Source organism: Stappia sp. TSB10GB4 (genome assembly GCF_900185745.1).
Classification (GTDB): domain Bacteria; phylum Pseudomonadota; class Alphaproteobacteria; order Rhizobiales; family Stappiaceae; genus Stappia.
Window position 1 is genome coordinate 1 of the sequence record NZ_FYAV01000075.1, and the last position, 14,404, is coordinate 14,404.

14 protein-coding genes are annotated in these 14,404 nt (G+C 66.9%); 4 read left to right on the forward strand and 10 right to left on the reverse strand.

Annotation, left to right across the window (positions count from 1 at the left end):
* The first annotated feature begins 590 nt into the window (after positions 1 to 590).
* A complete protein-coding gene (locus tag TSB10GB4_RS21455) occupies positions 591 to 977 on the forward strand; it encodes a DUF2852 domain-containing protein (protein ID WP_244570998.1) in 387 nt (128 codons plus the stop codon).
* Between the two features lie 96 nt (positions 978 to 1,073).
* Here TSB10GB4_RS21455 and secB read toward each other — a convergent pair whose 3' ends face one another.
* Complete coding sequence (gene secB, locus TSB10GB4_RS21460; RefSeq protein WP_186390222.1) at positions 1,074 to 1,565, reverse strand: protein-export chaperone SecB; 492 nt, start codon at positions 1,563 to 1,565, stop codon at positions 1,074 to 1,076.
* Between the two features lie 310 nt (positions 1,566 to 1,875).
* Between secB and TSB10GB4_RS21465 the strand changes: the two genes are divergently transcribed.
* Positions 1,876 to 3,249, forward strand: a complete 1,374-nt coding sequence (locus TSB10GB4_RS21465) for an ActS/PrrB/RegB family redox-sensitive histidine kinase (protein WP_186397402.1) — start codon at positions 1,876 to 1,878, stop codon at positions 3,247 to 3,249.
* Positions 3,250 to 3,324: 75 nt separating this feature from the next.
* Positions 3,325 to 3,879 (forward strand): ActR/PrrA/RegA family redox response regulator transcription factor, encoded by a 555-nt coding sequence (locus tag TSB10GB4_RS21470; RefSeq protein ID WP_186390220.1) that lies wholly within the window; start codon positions 3,325 to 3,327, stop codon positions 3,877 to 3,879.
* A 46-nt stretch (positions 3,880 to 3,925) separates the two neighbouring features.
* On the opposite strand, the gene TSB10GB4_RS21475 is transcribed toward TSB10GB4_RS21470, so the two are convergent.
* Together TSB10GB4_RS21475 and trpS are read right to left on the reverse strand one after the other, a co-directional pair.
* Positions 3,926 to 4,423: an MmcB family DNA repair protein gene (locus TSB10GB4_RS21475; RefSeq protein WP_186390219.1), complete on the reverse strand. Its 498-nt coding sequence runs from the start codon at positions 4,421 to 4,423 to the stop codon at positions 3,926 to 3,928.
* A gap of 175 nt (positions 4,424 to 4,598) precedes the next feature.
* On the reverse strand, positions 4,599 to 5,675 hold the full coding sequence (gene trpS, locus TSB10GB4_RS21480) for a tryptophan--tRNA ligase (protein ID WP_186397403.1): 1,077 nt from the start codon (positions 5,673 to 5,675) through the stop codon (positions 4,599 to 4,601).
* Positions 5,676 to 6,017: 342 nt separating this feature from the next.
* Here trpS and hemA point away from each other — a divergent pair, with 342 nt between their 5' ends.
* Complete coding sequence (gene hemA, locus TSB10GB4_RS21485) at positions 6,018 to 7,238, forward strand: 5-aminolevulinate synthase (protein WP_186397404.1); 1,221 nt, start codon at positions 6,018 to 6,020, stop codon at positions 7,236 to 7,238.
* Positions 7,239 to 7,344: 106 nt separating this feature from the next.
* Here the strand turns inward: hemA and TSB10GB4_RS21490 are convergent, their stop codons facing one another.
* The 7 genes from TSB10GB4_RS21490 to TSB10GB4_RS21520 form a co-directional block, all read right to left on the reverse strand.
* Positions 7,345 to 7,734: a Rap1a/Tai family immunity protein gene (locus TSB10GB4_RS21490; RefSeq protein WP_186397405.1), complete on the reverse strand. Its 390-nt coding sequence runs from the start codon at positions 7,732 to 7,734 to the stop codon at positions 7,345 to 7,347.
* A gap of 153 nt (positions 7,735 to 7,887) precedes the next feature.
* Positions 7,888 to 8,169 (reverse strand): DUF2160 domain-containing protein, encoded by a 282-nt coding sequence (locus TSB10GB4_RS21495; protein WP_186390215.1) that lies wholly within the window; start codon positions 8,167 to 8,169, stop codon positions 7,888 to 7,890.
* Between the two features lie 24 nt (positions 8,170 to 8,193).
* A complete protein-coding gene (locus TSB10GB4_RS21500) occupies positions 8,194 to 8,994 on the reverse strand; it encodes a carbohydrate ABC transporter permease (RefSeq protein WP_186397406.1) in 801 nt (266 codons plus the stop codon).
* A gap of 12 nt (positions 8,995 to 9,006) precedes the next feature.
* On the reverse strand, positions 9,007 to 9,870 hold the full coding sequence (locus TSB10GB4_RS21505; RefSeq protein WP_186397407.1) for a carbohydrate ABC transporter permease: 864 nt from the start codon (positions 9,868 to 9,870) through the stop codon (positions 9,007 to 9,009).
* Positions 9,871 to 10,160: 290 nt separating this feature from the next.
* Positions 10,161 to 11,237: an ABC transporter ATP-binding protein gene (locus tag TSB10GB4_RS21510; protein WP_186397408.1), complete on the reverse strand. Its 1,077-nt coding sequence runs from the start codon at positions 11,235 to 11,237 to the stop codon at positions 10,161 to 10,163.
* Positions 11,238 to 11,249: 12 nt separating this feature from the next.
* Positions 11,250 to 12,311, reverse strand: coding sequence for an ABC transporter ATP-binding protein (locus TSB10GB4_RS21515; RefSeq protein ID WP_186397409.1), 1,062 nt, complete (start codon positions 12,309 to 12,311; stop codon positions 11,250 to 11,252).
* Positions 12,312 to 12,576: 265 nt separating this feature from the next.
* On the reverse strand, positions 12,577 to 14,313 hold the full coding sequence (locus tag TSB10GB4_RS21520; RefSeq protein WP_186397410.1) for an ABC transporter substrate-binding protein: 1,737 nt from the start codon (positions 14,311 to 14,313) through the stop codon (positions 12,577 to 12,579).
* Positions 14,314 to 14,404 lie beyond the last annotated feature (91 nt).

Here is a 14,404-nt window from a genome sequence, read left to right on the forward strand (position 1 = left end):
CCTCACCAAAAAAAATCAAACCAAACCAAAAAACCAATCCAAACCACCAAACCAACTTGGGGAAAACATACCCAACAAACACACAAACCAAAACAATATCAATTACATAACAATATGCACAGGAGAGAGGGCACGCCAACACCGGCCGCCTGGCGCCGCGCTCGAGCCCACCGCAAGGCGCCGATTTGCGGGAAATCGGCCTGGATCCGTCATCCCCCCGTCGCAGTCCGCGGCCAGTCTTGCAGGTCTTGCCCTCGCTGTTGCGGGCCTCTCCCGTCTCACCGCCCTTGTCGCCCGCCGATCTCCCCTCGTAAGGCGGGGACGCTGCGCGGCATCTGATCGCCGCCTCGCTGGCGCCTCGGGAGCCGCTCGCGGCCAGCGCCGCGCGGGTCGCTTGAATAGGGATTTCCTTGAACAGGGGGGCGTGCGTTCCCACATCAAACTCGTTCTCGAACACGAGAGGAGTGTAGATGAGCTACGGAACCGCAACCCATGCCAGTGGCCCGGCCAGTGGTCCGGCCGGCGGCCCCGCGGGGGCTACCTGCCGTCCGGCGATCCGTCCCGGCTGGTCGCCGGTGACGATCGGCCTGATGGTGCTCGGCTTCGTCGTCTTCTGGCCGCTCGGCCTGGCGATGCTGGCCTATATCCTGTGGGGCGACCGGCTTCCGGGTCTTGCGCGCGATGCGCGTGAGCAGTGGAACGCCAGCCCCCTCGCCCAGGGCCTGTCGTCCGGGCGCGGCTTTTCCGGCGTGCATCCGACCGGCAACGCCGCCTTCGACGACTACCGTGCCCGCGAATTGAAGCGGCTCGAGGAAGAGCGCGCCCGCATCGACGAGATGCGCGCCGAGTTCGACGCGTTCCTGCGGGAGCTGCGCCGAGCCCGCGACCAAGAAGAGTTCGACCGCTTCATGGCCGATCGCGGCCGCGGCCGCGGCCCGGCATCGCCGGAGGCCGGGACAGGGACACCGGAGGCGTAACGCCAGTCGGCCGACACCGCCGAACACGAAAAAAGCCCCGGAGCATCAAGCTCCGGGGCTTTTTCGTATCCCTGCCGCAAGAGGCGCGCTGGCGCGTCAGTTCGGCTTCTGCGCCGCCTGGGCCTGCGCCTGGGCGGCGTTCTGGCGATAGAGGGCGGCGAAATCGATCGGGTCGAGCATCAGGGGCGGGAAACCGCCATTGCGCGAGGCCTCCGCCAGGATGTTGCGGGCGAAGGGGAACAGCATGCGCGGGCACTCGATCAGCACGAAGGGGTGCAGGTGCTCCTCCGGCACGCCGACGATGCGGAACAGGCCGCCATAGACCAGCTCGATGGCGAAGACGGTCATCGCCGAGGTCCGGGCCGTGGCGGTCAGCGTCAGCACCACCTCGAACTGGTTCTCGCCCATCGGCTGGGCGCCGACATTGACGTTGATGTCGAGCTTGGGCTGCTCCTGCGGCTGCAGCGATCCCGGCGCGTTGGGGTTCTCGAAGGAGAGATCCTTGATGTACTGGGCGAGAATGCTCATGCCCGGTACAGCGCCGGCCTCGTTGCCCTGGCCAGCGGCCGCGTCGTTCGTGTCGCTCATGCGTCAGCTATCCTGTCTCGATGACATCCCATGCCGGCAAGGTCCGGCACATTCCGGCGCGGCCGTCCCCCGTCGCTGCAAAGGCCCGGCGCGCAAACTCGCAGCATCGGCTAGCATGGCAGGGCCGCGCTGCCAAGGGCTGATTGGCCGCCGCCGCGATCGGAGCGCCGCGGCCCGCACGCCAGCGGGAAGCAGCAGCGGGAGCGGGGTCTCCCGTATTTGACGCGGCACCGGCGGCGCGCCACAACAGGCATCCAGACCTTGCCCCGTCCCGGAGCGATCGCTCCAAGGATCACGCCAGAAGGATCATATGGACGATACCGACAGACCCGAACTCGGCTCCCCGCACCGGCGGCTGAAGCTGGATACGCTGGTGCGCCTGCGCTGGCTCGCCATCGGCGGGCAGACCGCCGCCCTCGTCGTCGTGCATTTCTATCTGGCCTATCCGCTGCCCCTGTCGCTGTGCGCGGCGCTGGTCGCCGCCTCGGCCTGGCTCAACATCTTCCTCAAGGTCCGCTCGCCGCAGTCGCAGCGCCTGTCGGAACGCTCCGCCGCCCTGCAACTGGCCTATGACCTGATGCAACTCGGCGGCCTGCTCTATCTCACCGGCGGCCTCGGCAATCCCTTCGCCTTCCTGCTGCTGGCCCCGGTGATGGTCTCGGCCGCCGGCCTGTCGGCCCGCAACACCATCTATCTCGGCCTGCTGGCCGCCGCCATCGCCACGCTGATCGCCGCCGTCCACCTGCCGCTGCCCTGGCCGGAAGGGCAGACGTTCCGCCTGCCGCCCGTCTATGCGATCGGCGTGTGGATCGCCCTGGTCTGTTCGCTGACTTTCATGAGCATCTATGCCTTCCGCGTCGCGGAGGAGGCCCGGCAATTGTCCGATGCGCTGATGGCCAGCGAGCTGGTGCTGGCGCGCGAGCAGCACCTGCATGCGCTCGACGGGCTGGCCGCTGCCGCCGCCCATGAACTCGGCACGCCGCTCGCCACGGTCTATCTGTCGGCCAAGGAACTGGCGCGCGATCTGGCCAATGAAAGGGATTTTCCCTCGCCCGAGATGCTCCGGGAGGAGATGGCGCTGATCCTGTCCCAGGCCGAGCGCTGCCGCGAGATCCTGTCGAAACTGTCCTCGCTGTCCGACGACCGCGACCAGCACTTCCGCGGAGAAAAGCTGTCGCATGTGCTCGACCAGGTGGCCGAGCCGGCCCGCGCGGCCGGCGCGCGGATCCGCATCGACGTGCAGGGCGAGGGCGGGGAGCCCGTCGCCCATCGCAATCCGGCGATCCATTACGGGCTCGGCAACCTGCTGGAAAACGCCGTCGACTTCGCCGACAGCACGGTGACGGTCACCGCCCGCTGGAGCGACAGCCAGGTCCTGCTGGAAATCGCCGACGACGGTCACGGCTTCACGCCCGATGTGATGTCGCGGCTCGGCGAGCCTTATGTGACCGCGCGCGGGGCGCGGGACGGCCGGCCGGGGCAGGGCCAGACCGGCGGCGGGCTCGGCCTCGGCTTCTTCATCGCCAAGACGCTGCTGGAGCGCACCGGCGCGGAGCTGCGCCTGCGCAACCGGCCGCCGCCGGAGCACGGGGCGGTGGTGCGCATCGCCTGGCCGCGCGACGGCCGCTCGCCCTGGCGGGCCGAGGCCGGGGCGGAGCCGGCGAGGCAGGCCGATTTGCCCTGAGCGGAAACGCACTTATAAAGGACAAAACAGGTCCGTCGGCGAGATTCGGGGCGGCAGAATGAACGGGACGATGGGATGAGTGAACAGTCAGGGGCGGACACTGTCGCACGGGGCAATCTGCTTATCGTCGACGACGACCGCCCGTTCCAGCAGCGGCTGGCGCGGGCGATGGAAAAGCGCGGCTTCACCACCGTGACCGCCGACAGCGTGCGCGAGGCGCTGGAAGCGCTGCAGAGCCTGGCGCCGGACTATGCGGTGGTCGACATGCGGCTGGAGGACGGCAGCGGCCTCGACGTGGTCGAGGCGATCCGCGCCCGCAAGCCGGAGGCGCGGGTGGTGATCCTCACCGGCTACGGCAATATCGCGACGGCGGTGACCGCGGTGAAGCTCGGCGCCGTCGATTATCTGGCGAAGCCCGCGGATGCGGACGACGTGCTCGCCGCCCTGCTGTCGGAGGGCGAGGAGAAGGCGCCGCCGCCGGAGAACCCGATGTCCGCCGACCGGGTGCGCTGGGAGCATATCCAGCGGGTCTACGAATTGTGCGACCGCAACGTGTCGGAAACCGCGCGCCGGCTCAACATGCATCGCCGCACGCTGCAGCGGATCCTCGCCAAGCGCGCGCCGCGCTGACCCCCGCGCCGGACTTCCCAAGCAGACCGGCAAAGCAGACCGGGCCTCAGATCAGGTCATAGCCGGTCGCGGCCCGGGCGTCGGGATCGTGCAGGTCGTGCAGCCGCAGGGCGGCGGACTGCGCGAAGCGCAGAAGCACCGCCTTGCGGGTCGCCGCCGGCAGACGGTGTTCGGGCGCCGGGCGCAGGATCTCGGCGGCAAAGCCGTCGGACAGGATGAGGCCGGCGTCTTGCGGAAAGACGTCCGCCGGCACCTCCGCATGGGTGGCGAAGAACAGCCGGTCACAATGCAGGCGGTAGTCCGGCCACTTGCTGTCGGCGCGCAGATCCGCCAGCGACGACTTCACCTCGACGATCCAGATCTCGCCCTTCGGGCCGACGGCGGCGATGTCGGCGCGCCGGCCCGATGCCAGCGTCAACTCGCCGATGCAGGCGAAGCGCAACTGCCGCAACAGGCGCGCCGCGCCGCGCCAGACCCGCAAGGCCGTTTCCGACTGCCGGCCGTCGACCAGCGGCTGGTCGAGCTGGATGCGCTGTCCGCTCATCTGCTCCAATCCCGTTCCTCTTTTGTTCGACCCGAACACTAGCCCCAGACAGCCGGGAAAGACAAGCCCGTTGCCGGCGCTCCGGCGACGGGGCGGTCGATGGACGCAAAAAGGGCCGCGGACAGTGCCCGCGGCCCCCGAGGATATATGGAGACGAGATCCAGCCGCTGCCGGCTCAGCGCCCTTCCAGGAAGCCCATGATGCGGCGGGCATCGCGCAGCACCGGGCCGGCGATCTCCGAGGCCCGGCCGGCGCCGTCGCGCAGCACCGCGTCGATATGGCCGGGATCGGCGAGCAGCCGGTTCATCTCGCCGGTCATCGGCGCCAGCTTGTCGACCGCCAGATCGGCCAGCGCCGGCTTGAACACCGAGAAGGGCTGGCCGGCGAAGTCCGACAGCACCGCGTCCTTGGACTTGGCCGAAAGCGCCGCATAGATGCCGACCAGGTTGGCCGCCTCGGGGCGCTCGGCAAGGCCGTCCATCTCGCTCGGCAGCGGCTCCGGATCGGTCTTGGCCTTGCGGATCTTCTTGGCGATCTCGTCGGCCGAATCGCGCAGGTTGATGCGCGACAGGTCGGACGGGTCCGACTTCGACATCTTCTTGGTGCCGTCGCGCAGGCTCATGATGCGGGTCGCGGGACCTGCGATCATCGGCTCGGTCAGCGGGAAGAACAGCTCGTCCGGCAGTTCCGGGCTCGGCGTCGGGTTGGCGATGCCGAGACCCAGTTCCTTGATCCGGTCGGCGAAGTCGTTGTTGAACTTCTGGGCGATGTCGCGGGTCAGCTCCAGATGCTGCTTCTGGTCGTCGCCCACCGGCACATGCGTCGCCCGATAGGCGAGGATGTCGGCGGCCATCAGCGTCGGATAGGCAAAGAGGCCGACCGAGGCGTTCTCCCGGTTCTTGCCGGCCTTCTCCTTGAACTGGGTCATGCGGCTCAGCCAGCCGATGCGCGCGATGCAGTTGAACAGCCAAGCAAGCTCCGCATGCTCGCGGACCTGGCTCTGGTTGAAGATGATTGCCTTCTTCGGGTCGATGCCTGCGGCGAGATAAGCGGCGGTCACCTCGCGCGTCGTTCCGGCGAGCAGCGCCGGATCGTGCTTGACGGTGATCGCGTGCAGGTCGACGACGCAATAGATCGCCGGCATCTCGTCCTGCAGCGGCACGAAACGGGCGATGGCGCCAAGATAATTGCCAAGATGCAGGTTGCCGGTCGGCTGGACGCCGGAAAACACGCGCGGCTGGAACTCACTCAACTGATTGTCCCCCAGTTTGGGCCTCGGAGTTTGGACCTCCGGTTGATCGGGATGCGGGCGCGGCCGGTGCCGGCGCGCGCCTGCGGGTTATGGCGAAGGCGGGGGCGCGGTGCAAGCGGCAAGGCGAGGGGCCGGCGCGCTTTCCCGGTGCCCTTTGGCGGACGCGCAACGCCGCGCCCCCGGCGCTGCCTGCGTCGAAACGCCCATTCGGCATATTCCCAATTCACGCAGGCGGATCGATCGGCTATAGACTGGAATAAGACTAATTTGCGAGCATTTGAAACCTCGTATGAATCGACGGATGCTGTCCGTCAGCACCAATACAAGGGTCCGGAGGCCGGAATGGATTACGAGAGCTTCTTTCGACACAAGATCGAAGGGCTGCACAAGGAAGGCCGTTACCGGGTTTTCGCGGATCTCGAGCGCCAGACCGGGAATTTTCCCCGGGCGACCCGCTACACGCGGGACGGCTCCCACGAGGTCGCCGTCTGGTGTTCCAACGACTATCTCGGCATGGGCCTGCATCCGGTCGTGACCGATGCGATGCACGAGGCGATCGAGCGCTGTGGCGCCGGTGCCGGCGGCACCCGCAACATCTCCGGCACCAACCACTATCACGTGCTGCTGGAGCGCGAGCTGGCCGACCTGCATGGCAAGGAGTCGGCCCTGCTGTTCACCTCCGGCTATGTGTCCAACTGGGCTGCGCTCGGCACGCTCGCCGCGCATCTGCCGGGCTGCGTGGTGCTGTCGGACGCGCTGAACCACGCCTCGATGATCGAGGGCATCCGCCATTCGCGCGCCGAAAAGCGGATCTGGAAGCACAATGACGTTGCCGACCTGGAGCGTCAGCTTGCCGAGATCGAGCCGGGCCGGCCGAAGCTCGTCGCCTTCGAATCCGTCTACTCGATGGATGGCGACATCGCGCCGATCAAGGAGATCTGCGACGTCGCCGAGAAATACGGCGCGATGACCTATCTCGACGAGGTGCATGCGGTCGGCCTGTATGGTCCGCGCGGCGGCGGCATCGCCGAGCGCGAGGGCCTGATGGACCGGCTGACGGTGATCGAGGGCACGCTCGGCAAGGCGTTCGGCGTGATGGGCGGCTATATCGCCGCCTCCGAGGCGCTGTGCGACTTCGTCCGCTCCTTCGCCTCCGGCTTCATCTTCACCACCGCGCTGCCGCCGGCGCTGGCGGCCGGCGCCCGCGCCTCGATCCAGTATCTCAAGTCGGCTGAGGGCGAGGTGCTGCGCACCCGCCACCGCAACCGGGTGGCGACGCTGCGGCGCAAGCTTGATGCCGCCGGCATCCCGCACATGCACAATCCCAGCCACATCGTTCCGGTGATGGTGAAGGACCCGGTCAAGTGCAAGATGATCTCGGACATCCTGCTCGACAATTACGGGATCTACATCCAGCCGATCAACTATCCGACGGTGCCGAAGGGGCTGGAGCGGCTGCGCATCACCCCCTCGCCGCTGCACAGCGACGGCGACATCGACCATCTGGTGCGCTCGATCGAGTCGCTGTGGTCGCAGTGTGCGCTGGCCCGGGCGGTCGCCTGACCCTACAGGCCATCCCATCCGGTCTTTCGCCCGATCTTCCGCAACAGCTTCGCAACGCGCCGGCCCCGCCGGCGCGTTTTGCGTTGATGCACGACGCCGGCGCGTCTCAGCGGGCCGAATAGCGGGGCATGTGGGCGCAGGCCGGCCAGGCCTCGGCAAAGGCGTCATAGACCAGCATCGGGCCGCTGGCGGCGAGCCTGTCGGGATGCCGCTGCGCATGCTCCACGAGGATGCGCCGCAAGCCGTTGGCATCGACCCCCGGCGGCACGCAGTTGGCGCGCCCGAGCAGGAAGGCATCGAGCGTGCCCTGCAGATAGCCAAGGCAGAAGGTCACGGCGACCGGGCTGGTTTCGGGGTCGGCCTTGCAGATGGTGGCGATCTGGCTCGCGCTCTGCCAGCCCTCCGCCGACCCCGGCGCGGCGGTGGCCAAGGCCCCCGCGAGGGCGCAAAGACAGGCGCCGGCAACGGCTGCCGCCCTGGCGCGCAGCGCCGACATGGCGGAACCGCCTCCCCCTGACGGGCGGATGCGGGCCGTCCCTGCCGCTGCGATCAGGCCGCCTTCCATTCTCGCTCGCGCTTTGCCGGTTGCCATTGGGCAATCATCCGGCGAGTCGGATCGAAGGACAAGAGGCGCGGCGAGGACCGCTGGTCACACCCAGCGGAACACCGCCACCGCATAGGCCACGGCGATCGCCAGCGGCACCCACAGGTCGGGGCCGACCAGTCCGAGCCAGGCCAGGAAGATGAAGGCGCTGCCGAGCAGCGAGATGAACAGCCGGTCGCCGCGCGTCGTGTCCAGTCCGAGAACGCCGTGCCGCGGCCCGCCGCCGGGCGAGACATATTCCCAGACGGACATGGCGACGAAGCACAGGCCGATGAAGATGAAGAAGGCGGCGGTCGGCCCGGTCCAGGCCATCCAGCTCAATCCCATGACGTGTCTCCCCTTGGCCTGCCGCTACACCCGGCCGAGCGCGAAGCCCTTGGCGATGTAGTTGCGGACGAAATAGATGACGAAGGCCCCCGGAATGATGGTCAGCGTTCCCGCCGCCGCCAGCAGGCCGAGTTCGTAGCCCGATGTGCTCGCCGTTCGGGTCATGGTCGCGGCGATCGGCTTGGCGGCGACCGAGGTCAGCGTCTTGGCCAGCAGCAGTTCCACCCAGGAGAACATGAAGCAGAAGAAGGCGGCGACGCCGATGCCGGCGGCGATGGTCGGCACGAAGATCTTCAGGAAGAACGACCAGAAGGAGTGGCCGTCGACATAGGCGGTCTCGTCCAGCTCCTTCGGCACGCCCGACATGAAGCCCTCCAGAATCCAGACCGCCAGCGGGATGTTGAACAGCGTATGCGCCAGCGCCACCGCGATCGGCGTGTCGAACAGGCCGATCGCCGAATAGAGCTGGAAGAACGGCAGCGCGAAGACCGCCGGCGGCGCCATGCGGTTGGTCAGCAGCCAGAAGAACAGGTGCTTGTCGCCGAGGAAGCGGTAGCGCGAGAAGGCATAGGCGGCCGGCAGGGCGACCGTCACCGAGATCGCCGTGTTGATCAGCACATAGATCAGCGAGTTGACATAGCCCATGTACCAGGTCGGATCGGTGAGGATCTTGACGTAGTTCTCGACGGTGAAATCATTGGGAAACAGCGTGAAGCTGCCCAGGATCTCGTTCGTCGTCTTGAACGACATGTTGACGAGCCAGTAGATCGGCAGCATCAGGAAGATGATGTAGAGGATCGGGACGAGAGCCTTGGTCTTGTTCATCGGTGAGCCTCCTCACTGCTGCTCGTTGCGCATCATCAGGGTGTAGAACACCCAGCTCAGCAACAGGATGATCAGGAAGTAGATCAGCGACATCGCCGCCGCCGGGCCGAGGTCGAACTGGCCGAGGGCGATCTTGACGAGGTCGATCGACAGCAGCGTCGTCGCGTTGCCGGGTCCCCCGCCGGTCAGCACCGACAGTTCCGTGTAGATCATGAAACTGTCCATGAAGCGCAGCAGCACGGCGATGGTCAGCACCCGCTTCATCTTCGGCAACTGGATGTAGCGGAAGATGGCAAACGAGCTCGCCCCGTCGATCCTTGCGGCCTGGTAATAGGCGTCGGGGATCGAGACGAGACCGGCATAGGCGAGCAGCACCACCAGCGACGTCCAGTGCCAGACATCCATCAGGATCAGCGTGAACCAGGCATCGCCCGGCTGGCGGGTGAAATTGTAGTTGAAGCCGAGCGCGTTGAGGCTGCGGCCGAGCAGGCCGATATCGGGCAGGGCGAAGATGTTCCACATGGCGCCGACCACATTCCACGGAATGAGCAGCGGCAGCGCCATCAGCACCAGGCAGACCGGCACCCACGGTCCCTTGCGCGGCATGGCGAGCGCGATGGCAACGCCGAGCGGGATCTCGATGGCGAGGATGGTGAAGGTGAAGATCAACTGCCGGCCGAGCGCGTTGTGAAACCGCTCCGACTGCAGCACCTGCTCGAACCAGGTGACGCCGGCCCAGAAGAACACGTTGTCGCCGAACGTTTCCTGGACGGAATAGTTGACGACGGTCATCAGCGGAATGATGGCGTTGAAGGCAACCAGCGCCACCACCGGAAGGACGAAGAACCACGCCCTGTTGTCATGCGTCTTGTTCATCTAGAGCCCTTTCGGCCAATTCGAAGTCAATTCTGCTTCTCGATTGGAGCGGCGATCCGGCGTCGAAACGGTCGCCGCGCGATGCCGTCGCATCGGGCAAGACCGGTTCGGCGTTGGGCGCCCGCCAATCGGAAGCCCTGCGGAACGGGCGATTTTGCGCCAACTCCGGCGCAAAGCCCCTTGTCCGTATCCAGATACGGCCTGCGTGTCTTTGCTTGACCTTGTCACAAAATCGCTCCGTCAGAATGGCTCCGAATTGGCCGAAAGGGCTCTGGAACCCTCCCGCCCCCTCAGTTCACGATCCAGCCGTCGCGATAGACCGCGGTGCGCTCCGGATCGAAGCGCAGCAGGGCGCTTTCGCCCGGGATCGCGACCCCTTCCGGCACCAGCAGCTTGACCCTGTGCCCCTGCGCCTGCGCCTCGACGATGCTGAAGCGGCCGGCATCGCTGACCTTGACGACGCGGGCCGGCAGTCCCTCGCCGCCGCCCTCCGGCGCGAAGCGGACGAATTCCGGCCGCACGCCCACCTCCAGCCGGCCGCTGCCGGTCGCGGCGGCCGGCGGGCAGTCGGCAACGGGCGTGCCGGCGACCACGGCCTTGCCGCCGGCGACCTCGCAGGGCAGCACGTTCATGCCCGGCGAGCCGATGAAGTGACCGACAAACGTGTGCTGCGGCCGCTCGAACAGCTCGACCGGCGTGCCGATCTGCACCACCTCGCCCTGGTTCATCACCACCACCTTGTCGGCGAAGGTCAGCGCCTCGGTCTGGTCGTGGGTGACGTAGATCATCGTCGTGCGCACCCGCTGGTGCAGTTCCTTGAGCTTGGAGCGGAGCTGCCATTTCAGATGCGGATCGATCACCGTCAGCGGCTCGTCGAACATGATCGCGTTGACATCCGAGCGCACCAGGCCGCGGCCGAGCGAGATCTTCTGCTTGCCGTCGGCGGTCAGCCCGGCGGCGCGCCGGCCGAGCATGTGGGTGAGGTCGATCATGCCGGCGATCTCGCGCACCCTGGCATCGACCTCGGGCTCGGCGACGCCGCGGTTGCGCAGCGGGAAGGCGAGATTGTCGTAGACGGTCATCGTGTCGTAGACGACCGGAAACTGGAACACCTGGGCGATGTGCCGGCGGTCCGGCGGCAGGGCGGTGACGTCCTCGCCGTCGAACAGCACCCGCCCTTCCGTCGGCCGCAGCAGGCCGGAAATGATCGACAGCAGCGTGGTCTTGCCGCAGCCCGACGGGCCGAGCAGCGCATAGGCGCCGCCATCCTCCCATTCCAGGTCGAGGCGCTTCAGCGCCCAGTCGCCGTCGGAGGCCGGTGCCGGACCGTAGGCATGTCGCAGGGCGTCGAGTACGATTCGTGCCATGTCGCTGTTCTCCTAGAGCCGGCGGCCGGCGCCGTCGAAGACCAGCGCCTTCGACATGTCGGCATAGAGCCGCTGCCGCGTGCCGACCTCGAAGGGATGGATGCCATGCGCCTGCGACACCCAGGTCCGCTCGTGGAAGGTGAAATGGATGATGCTCTCCGAGCCGGAGAGTTCGGTCACCAGCACGTCGCCCTCGATGGCCACCGGCTGGGCGCCCTCCGGGGCGGGGCTGACGTGATGCGGGCGCACGCCCAGCGTATAGGCCCCGTCGGCGAGGCCGGCATGGCCGGCCGGCACCGGAAAGCTGCCGCCGTCGGCCAGGCGGAAGTCGCCGCCCGCCTTGGTCACCGATGCCGTGTTGATCGGCGGGTCGGAGAAGACCTGGGCGCTGGTGAGGTCGAGCGGGCTGCGATAGACCTCGCCCGTCGGGCCGAACTGCACCACCCGGCCCTCGAACAGGCAGGCGGTATGCCCGCCGAACAGCAGCGCCTCGACCGGCTCGGTCGTCGCATAGACGACGATGCAGTCGCGATTGGCGAAGAGGCGGGGCAGTTCGTCGCGCAGCTCCTCGCGCAGCTTGAAGTCGAGATTGGCGAGCGGCTCGTCGAGCAGCACCAGATCGGCGTCCTTGACCAGCGCCCGCGCCATCGCCGTGCGCTGCTGCTGGCCGCCGGAAAGTTCGGACGGCCGCCGGCCGAGCATCGGCGTCAGCCGCAGCAGCTCGGCGAAGGTGCCGACCCGGCGCTTGATCTCGTCGTCCGGCAACCGCGCCACCTTGAGCGGCGAGGCGATGTTCTCGTAGACGGTCATGTTCGGATAGTTGATGAACTGCTGGTAGACCATCGAGACGTTGCGGTTGCGCACCGACACGCCGGTGACGTCGCGGCCGGCGAAATGAACCTCGCCGGAGGTCGGCCGCTCAAGGCCCGCCATCAGCTTCATCAAGGTGGTCTTGCCGGCCAGCGTCGTGCCGAGCAGGACGTTGAAACTGCCGGGCTCGCAGACGAGATCGGTCGGGTGAATATGTGTCTCGGCACCGACGCGCAGGCTCACGCGCCTCAATTCAAGGGACATCTCGGTCGCCTTCATGCAAGGGTCGATGGGCAGTCTCTCGGGGCCGGGCCGGATCCAGGCCGGGTCCAGGCCGGATCCAGGCCGGATCCAGGAATGCCGGCGTTCCGCCAGCCCGCAGCGTTCGGCCGCCGCACGGCCTGTCCCGACAGGACGTGGCCGCGGCCCGCGACCATGCCGGGAGGCCCGGCCTTCCCGCATCCGCGACCGGTGCCGGGCAGGCGGCCCGGGACCTGTCCCGGACCGCCGCTCGCGTGAGCCGAAAGGCTCAGTTCTCTGCCCAGCGCTTGACCAGTTCGTCGTAGTTGACGGTCTCGCCCTGCGGCTTCTCGTTGTCGAGCTTGGCCTTGGCGCCGCCCTTGCCGATCCACTCGGACGGGTCCTTCGGCTCGTTGATGCGCGGGCCGCAACCGCCATAGGTGTTGTTGGCCTCGTCGGCACGCTGCATGCGGATCATGATCGTGTCCATCTCGTCGGCGAGACGGTCCATGGCCTCCTGCGGCGTGAACGCACCCGAGTTCACGTCACCGATCTGCTGCCACCACAACTGGGCGAGCTTGGGATAGTCCGGCACGTTGATGCCGGTCGGCGTCCACTTGTCCCGCTCGGGCGAGCGATAGAACTCGACCACGCCGCCGAGCTTCGACGCACGCTCGGAGAAGGACTCATGCCGGATCGAGCTGTCGCGGATGAAGGTGAGACCGACATGGCTCTTCTTCAGGTCGACGGTCTTGGAGACGACGAACTGGGCATAGAGCCAGGCCGCCTTGGCGCGGTCGGTCGGCGTCGACTTGAGGATCGTCCAGGAACCGACGTCCTGATAGCCGACCTTCATGCCCTCTTCCCAATAGGGACCGTGCGGGCTCGGAGCGGCGCGCCACAGCGGCATGCCCTCGTCGTCGACCGTGTTGTTGCCCTCGGCCTTGGACTTGACCATCTCGGCCAGGAAGGCCGTGTACCAGAAGATCTGCTGGGCGACATTGCCCTGGCTGAGCGCCGGCAGCGACTGGTAGAAGTCGTAGTCGGCCGCGCCCGGAGGCGCGTATTTGCGCAGCCACTCGTCCCATTTGGCGATGGCGTAGACGGCGGCCGGGCCGTTGGTCGCGCCGCCGCGGGCGACCGACGCACCCGACGGGTTGCACGAGCCTTCCTCCATGCGGATGCCCCATTCGTCGATGGGACGGCCGTTGGGCAGGCCGGGCGAGCCGGCACCGGCCATCGACAGCCAGGCGTCGGTCATGCGCCAGCCGAGATCGGGGGCGCGCTTGCCGTAGTCCATGTGGCCGTAGATCCGGACGCCGTCGATCTCCTTGACGTCCTCGGAGAAGAACTCGGCGATGTCCTCATAGGCCGACCAGTTGATCGGCACGCCGAGATCGTAGCCGTATTTCTCCTTGAACCGGGCCTGCAGGTCCTCGCGGTCGAACCAGTCCTTGCGGAACCAGTAGAGATTGGCGAACTGCTGGTCCGGGAGCTGGTAGAGATCGCCGTCCGGGCCGGTGGTGAAGGCAAGACCCATGAAGTCGCCGAGATCGAGCGTCGGCAGGGTGACGTCCTTGGCCTCGCCGGCCATCCATTCGGTCAGGTTCACGGCCTGCTGCAGGCGCGAATGCGTGCCGATCAGGTCGGAATCGTTGACATAGGCATCGTAGAGATTGCGATTGGTCTGCATCTGGGTCTGCACCGCCTGGACGACCTCGCCCTCGCCCAGGATCTGGTGGTTGACCTTGATGCCGGTGATTTCCTCGAAGGCTTTCGCAAGAACCCTCGATTCATACTCGTGTGTCGGAATACCTTCCGACAGCACGTTGATCTCCATCCCGCGGAACGGTTCGGCCGCCTGGATGAACCAGTTCATTTCCTCGATCTGCTGGTCCTTGGTCAGGGCGGAGGGCTGGAACTCGGTCTCGATCCAGCGCAACGCCTCTTCGGGACCGGCAAAAGCCGAACCCGCGCCAGCCATCAGCGCGACGGCCGCAACAGCCGTCAGCATCTTGTATCTCATGTGCAGTCCTCCCTTGCACGTCTGCAATATGACTATCAAACGAAAAAAAATGAACGTCAACTCGAAAATCGACTTGCCATTCCTTGCTCTC

Excerpts from the sequence above, each read along its gene's own strand:
- TSB10GB4_RS21455 (WP_244570998.1), top strand. The coding sequence starts at position 591 with ATGGTGCTCGGCTTCGTCGTCTTCTGGCCGCTCGGCCTGGCGATGCTG.
- secB (WP_186390222.1), bottom strand. The coding sequence starts at position 1,565 with ATGAGCGACACGAACGACGCGGCCGCTGGCCAGGGCAACGAGGCCGGC.
- TSB10GB4_RS21465 (WP_186397402.1), top strand. The coding sequence starts at position 1,876 with ATGGACGATACCGACAGACCCGAACTCGGCTCCCCGCACCGGCGGCTG.
- TSB10GB4_RS21470 (WP_186390220.1), top strand. The coding sequence starts at position 3,325 with ATGAGTGAACAGTCAGGGGCGGACACTGTCGCACGGGGCAATCTGCTT.
- TSB10GB4_RS21475 (WP_186390219.1), bottom strand. The coding sequence starts at position 4,423 with ATGAGCGGACAGCGCATCCAGCTCGACCAGCCGCTGGTCGACGGCCGG.
- hemA (WP_186397404.1), top strand. The coding sequence starts at position 6,018 with ATGGATTACGAGAGCTTCTTTCGACACAAGATCGAAGGGCTGCACAAG.
- TSB10GB4_RS21490 (WP_186397405.1), bottom strand. The coding sequence starts at position 7,734 with ATGTCGGCGCTGCGCGCCAGGGCGGCAGCCGTTGCCGGCGCCTGTCTT.
- TSB10GB4_RS21495 (WP_186390215.1), bottom strand. The coding sequence starts at position 8,169 with ATGGGATTGAGCTGGATGGCCTGGACCGGGCCGACCGCCGCCTTCTTC.
- TSB10GB4_RS21500 (WP_186397406.1), bottom strand. The coding sequence starts at position 8,994 with ATGAACAAGACCAAGGCTCTCGTCCCGATCCTCTACATCATCTTCCTG.
- TSB10GB4_RS21505 (WP_186397407.1), bottom strand. The coding sequence starts at position 9,870 with ATGAACAAGACGCATGACAACAGGGCGTGGTTCTTCGTCCTTCCGGTG.
- TSB10GB4_RS21510 (WP_186397408.1), bottom strand. The coding sequence starts at position 11,237 with ATGGCACGAATCGTACTCGACGCCCTGCGACATGCCTACGGTCCGGCA.
- TSB10GB4_RS21515 (WP_186397409.1), bottom strand. The coding sequence starts at position 12,311 with ATGTCCCTTGAATTGAGGCGCGTGAGCCTGCGCGTCGGTGCCGAGACA.
- TSB10GB4_RS21520 (WP_186397410.1), bottom strand. The coding sequence starts at position 14,313 with ATGAGATACAAGATGCTGACGGCTGTTGCGGCCGTCGCGCTGATGGCT.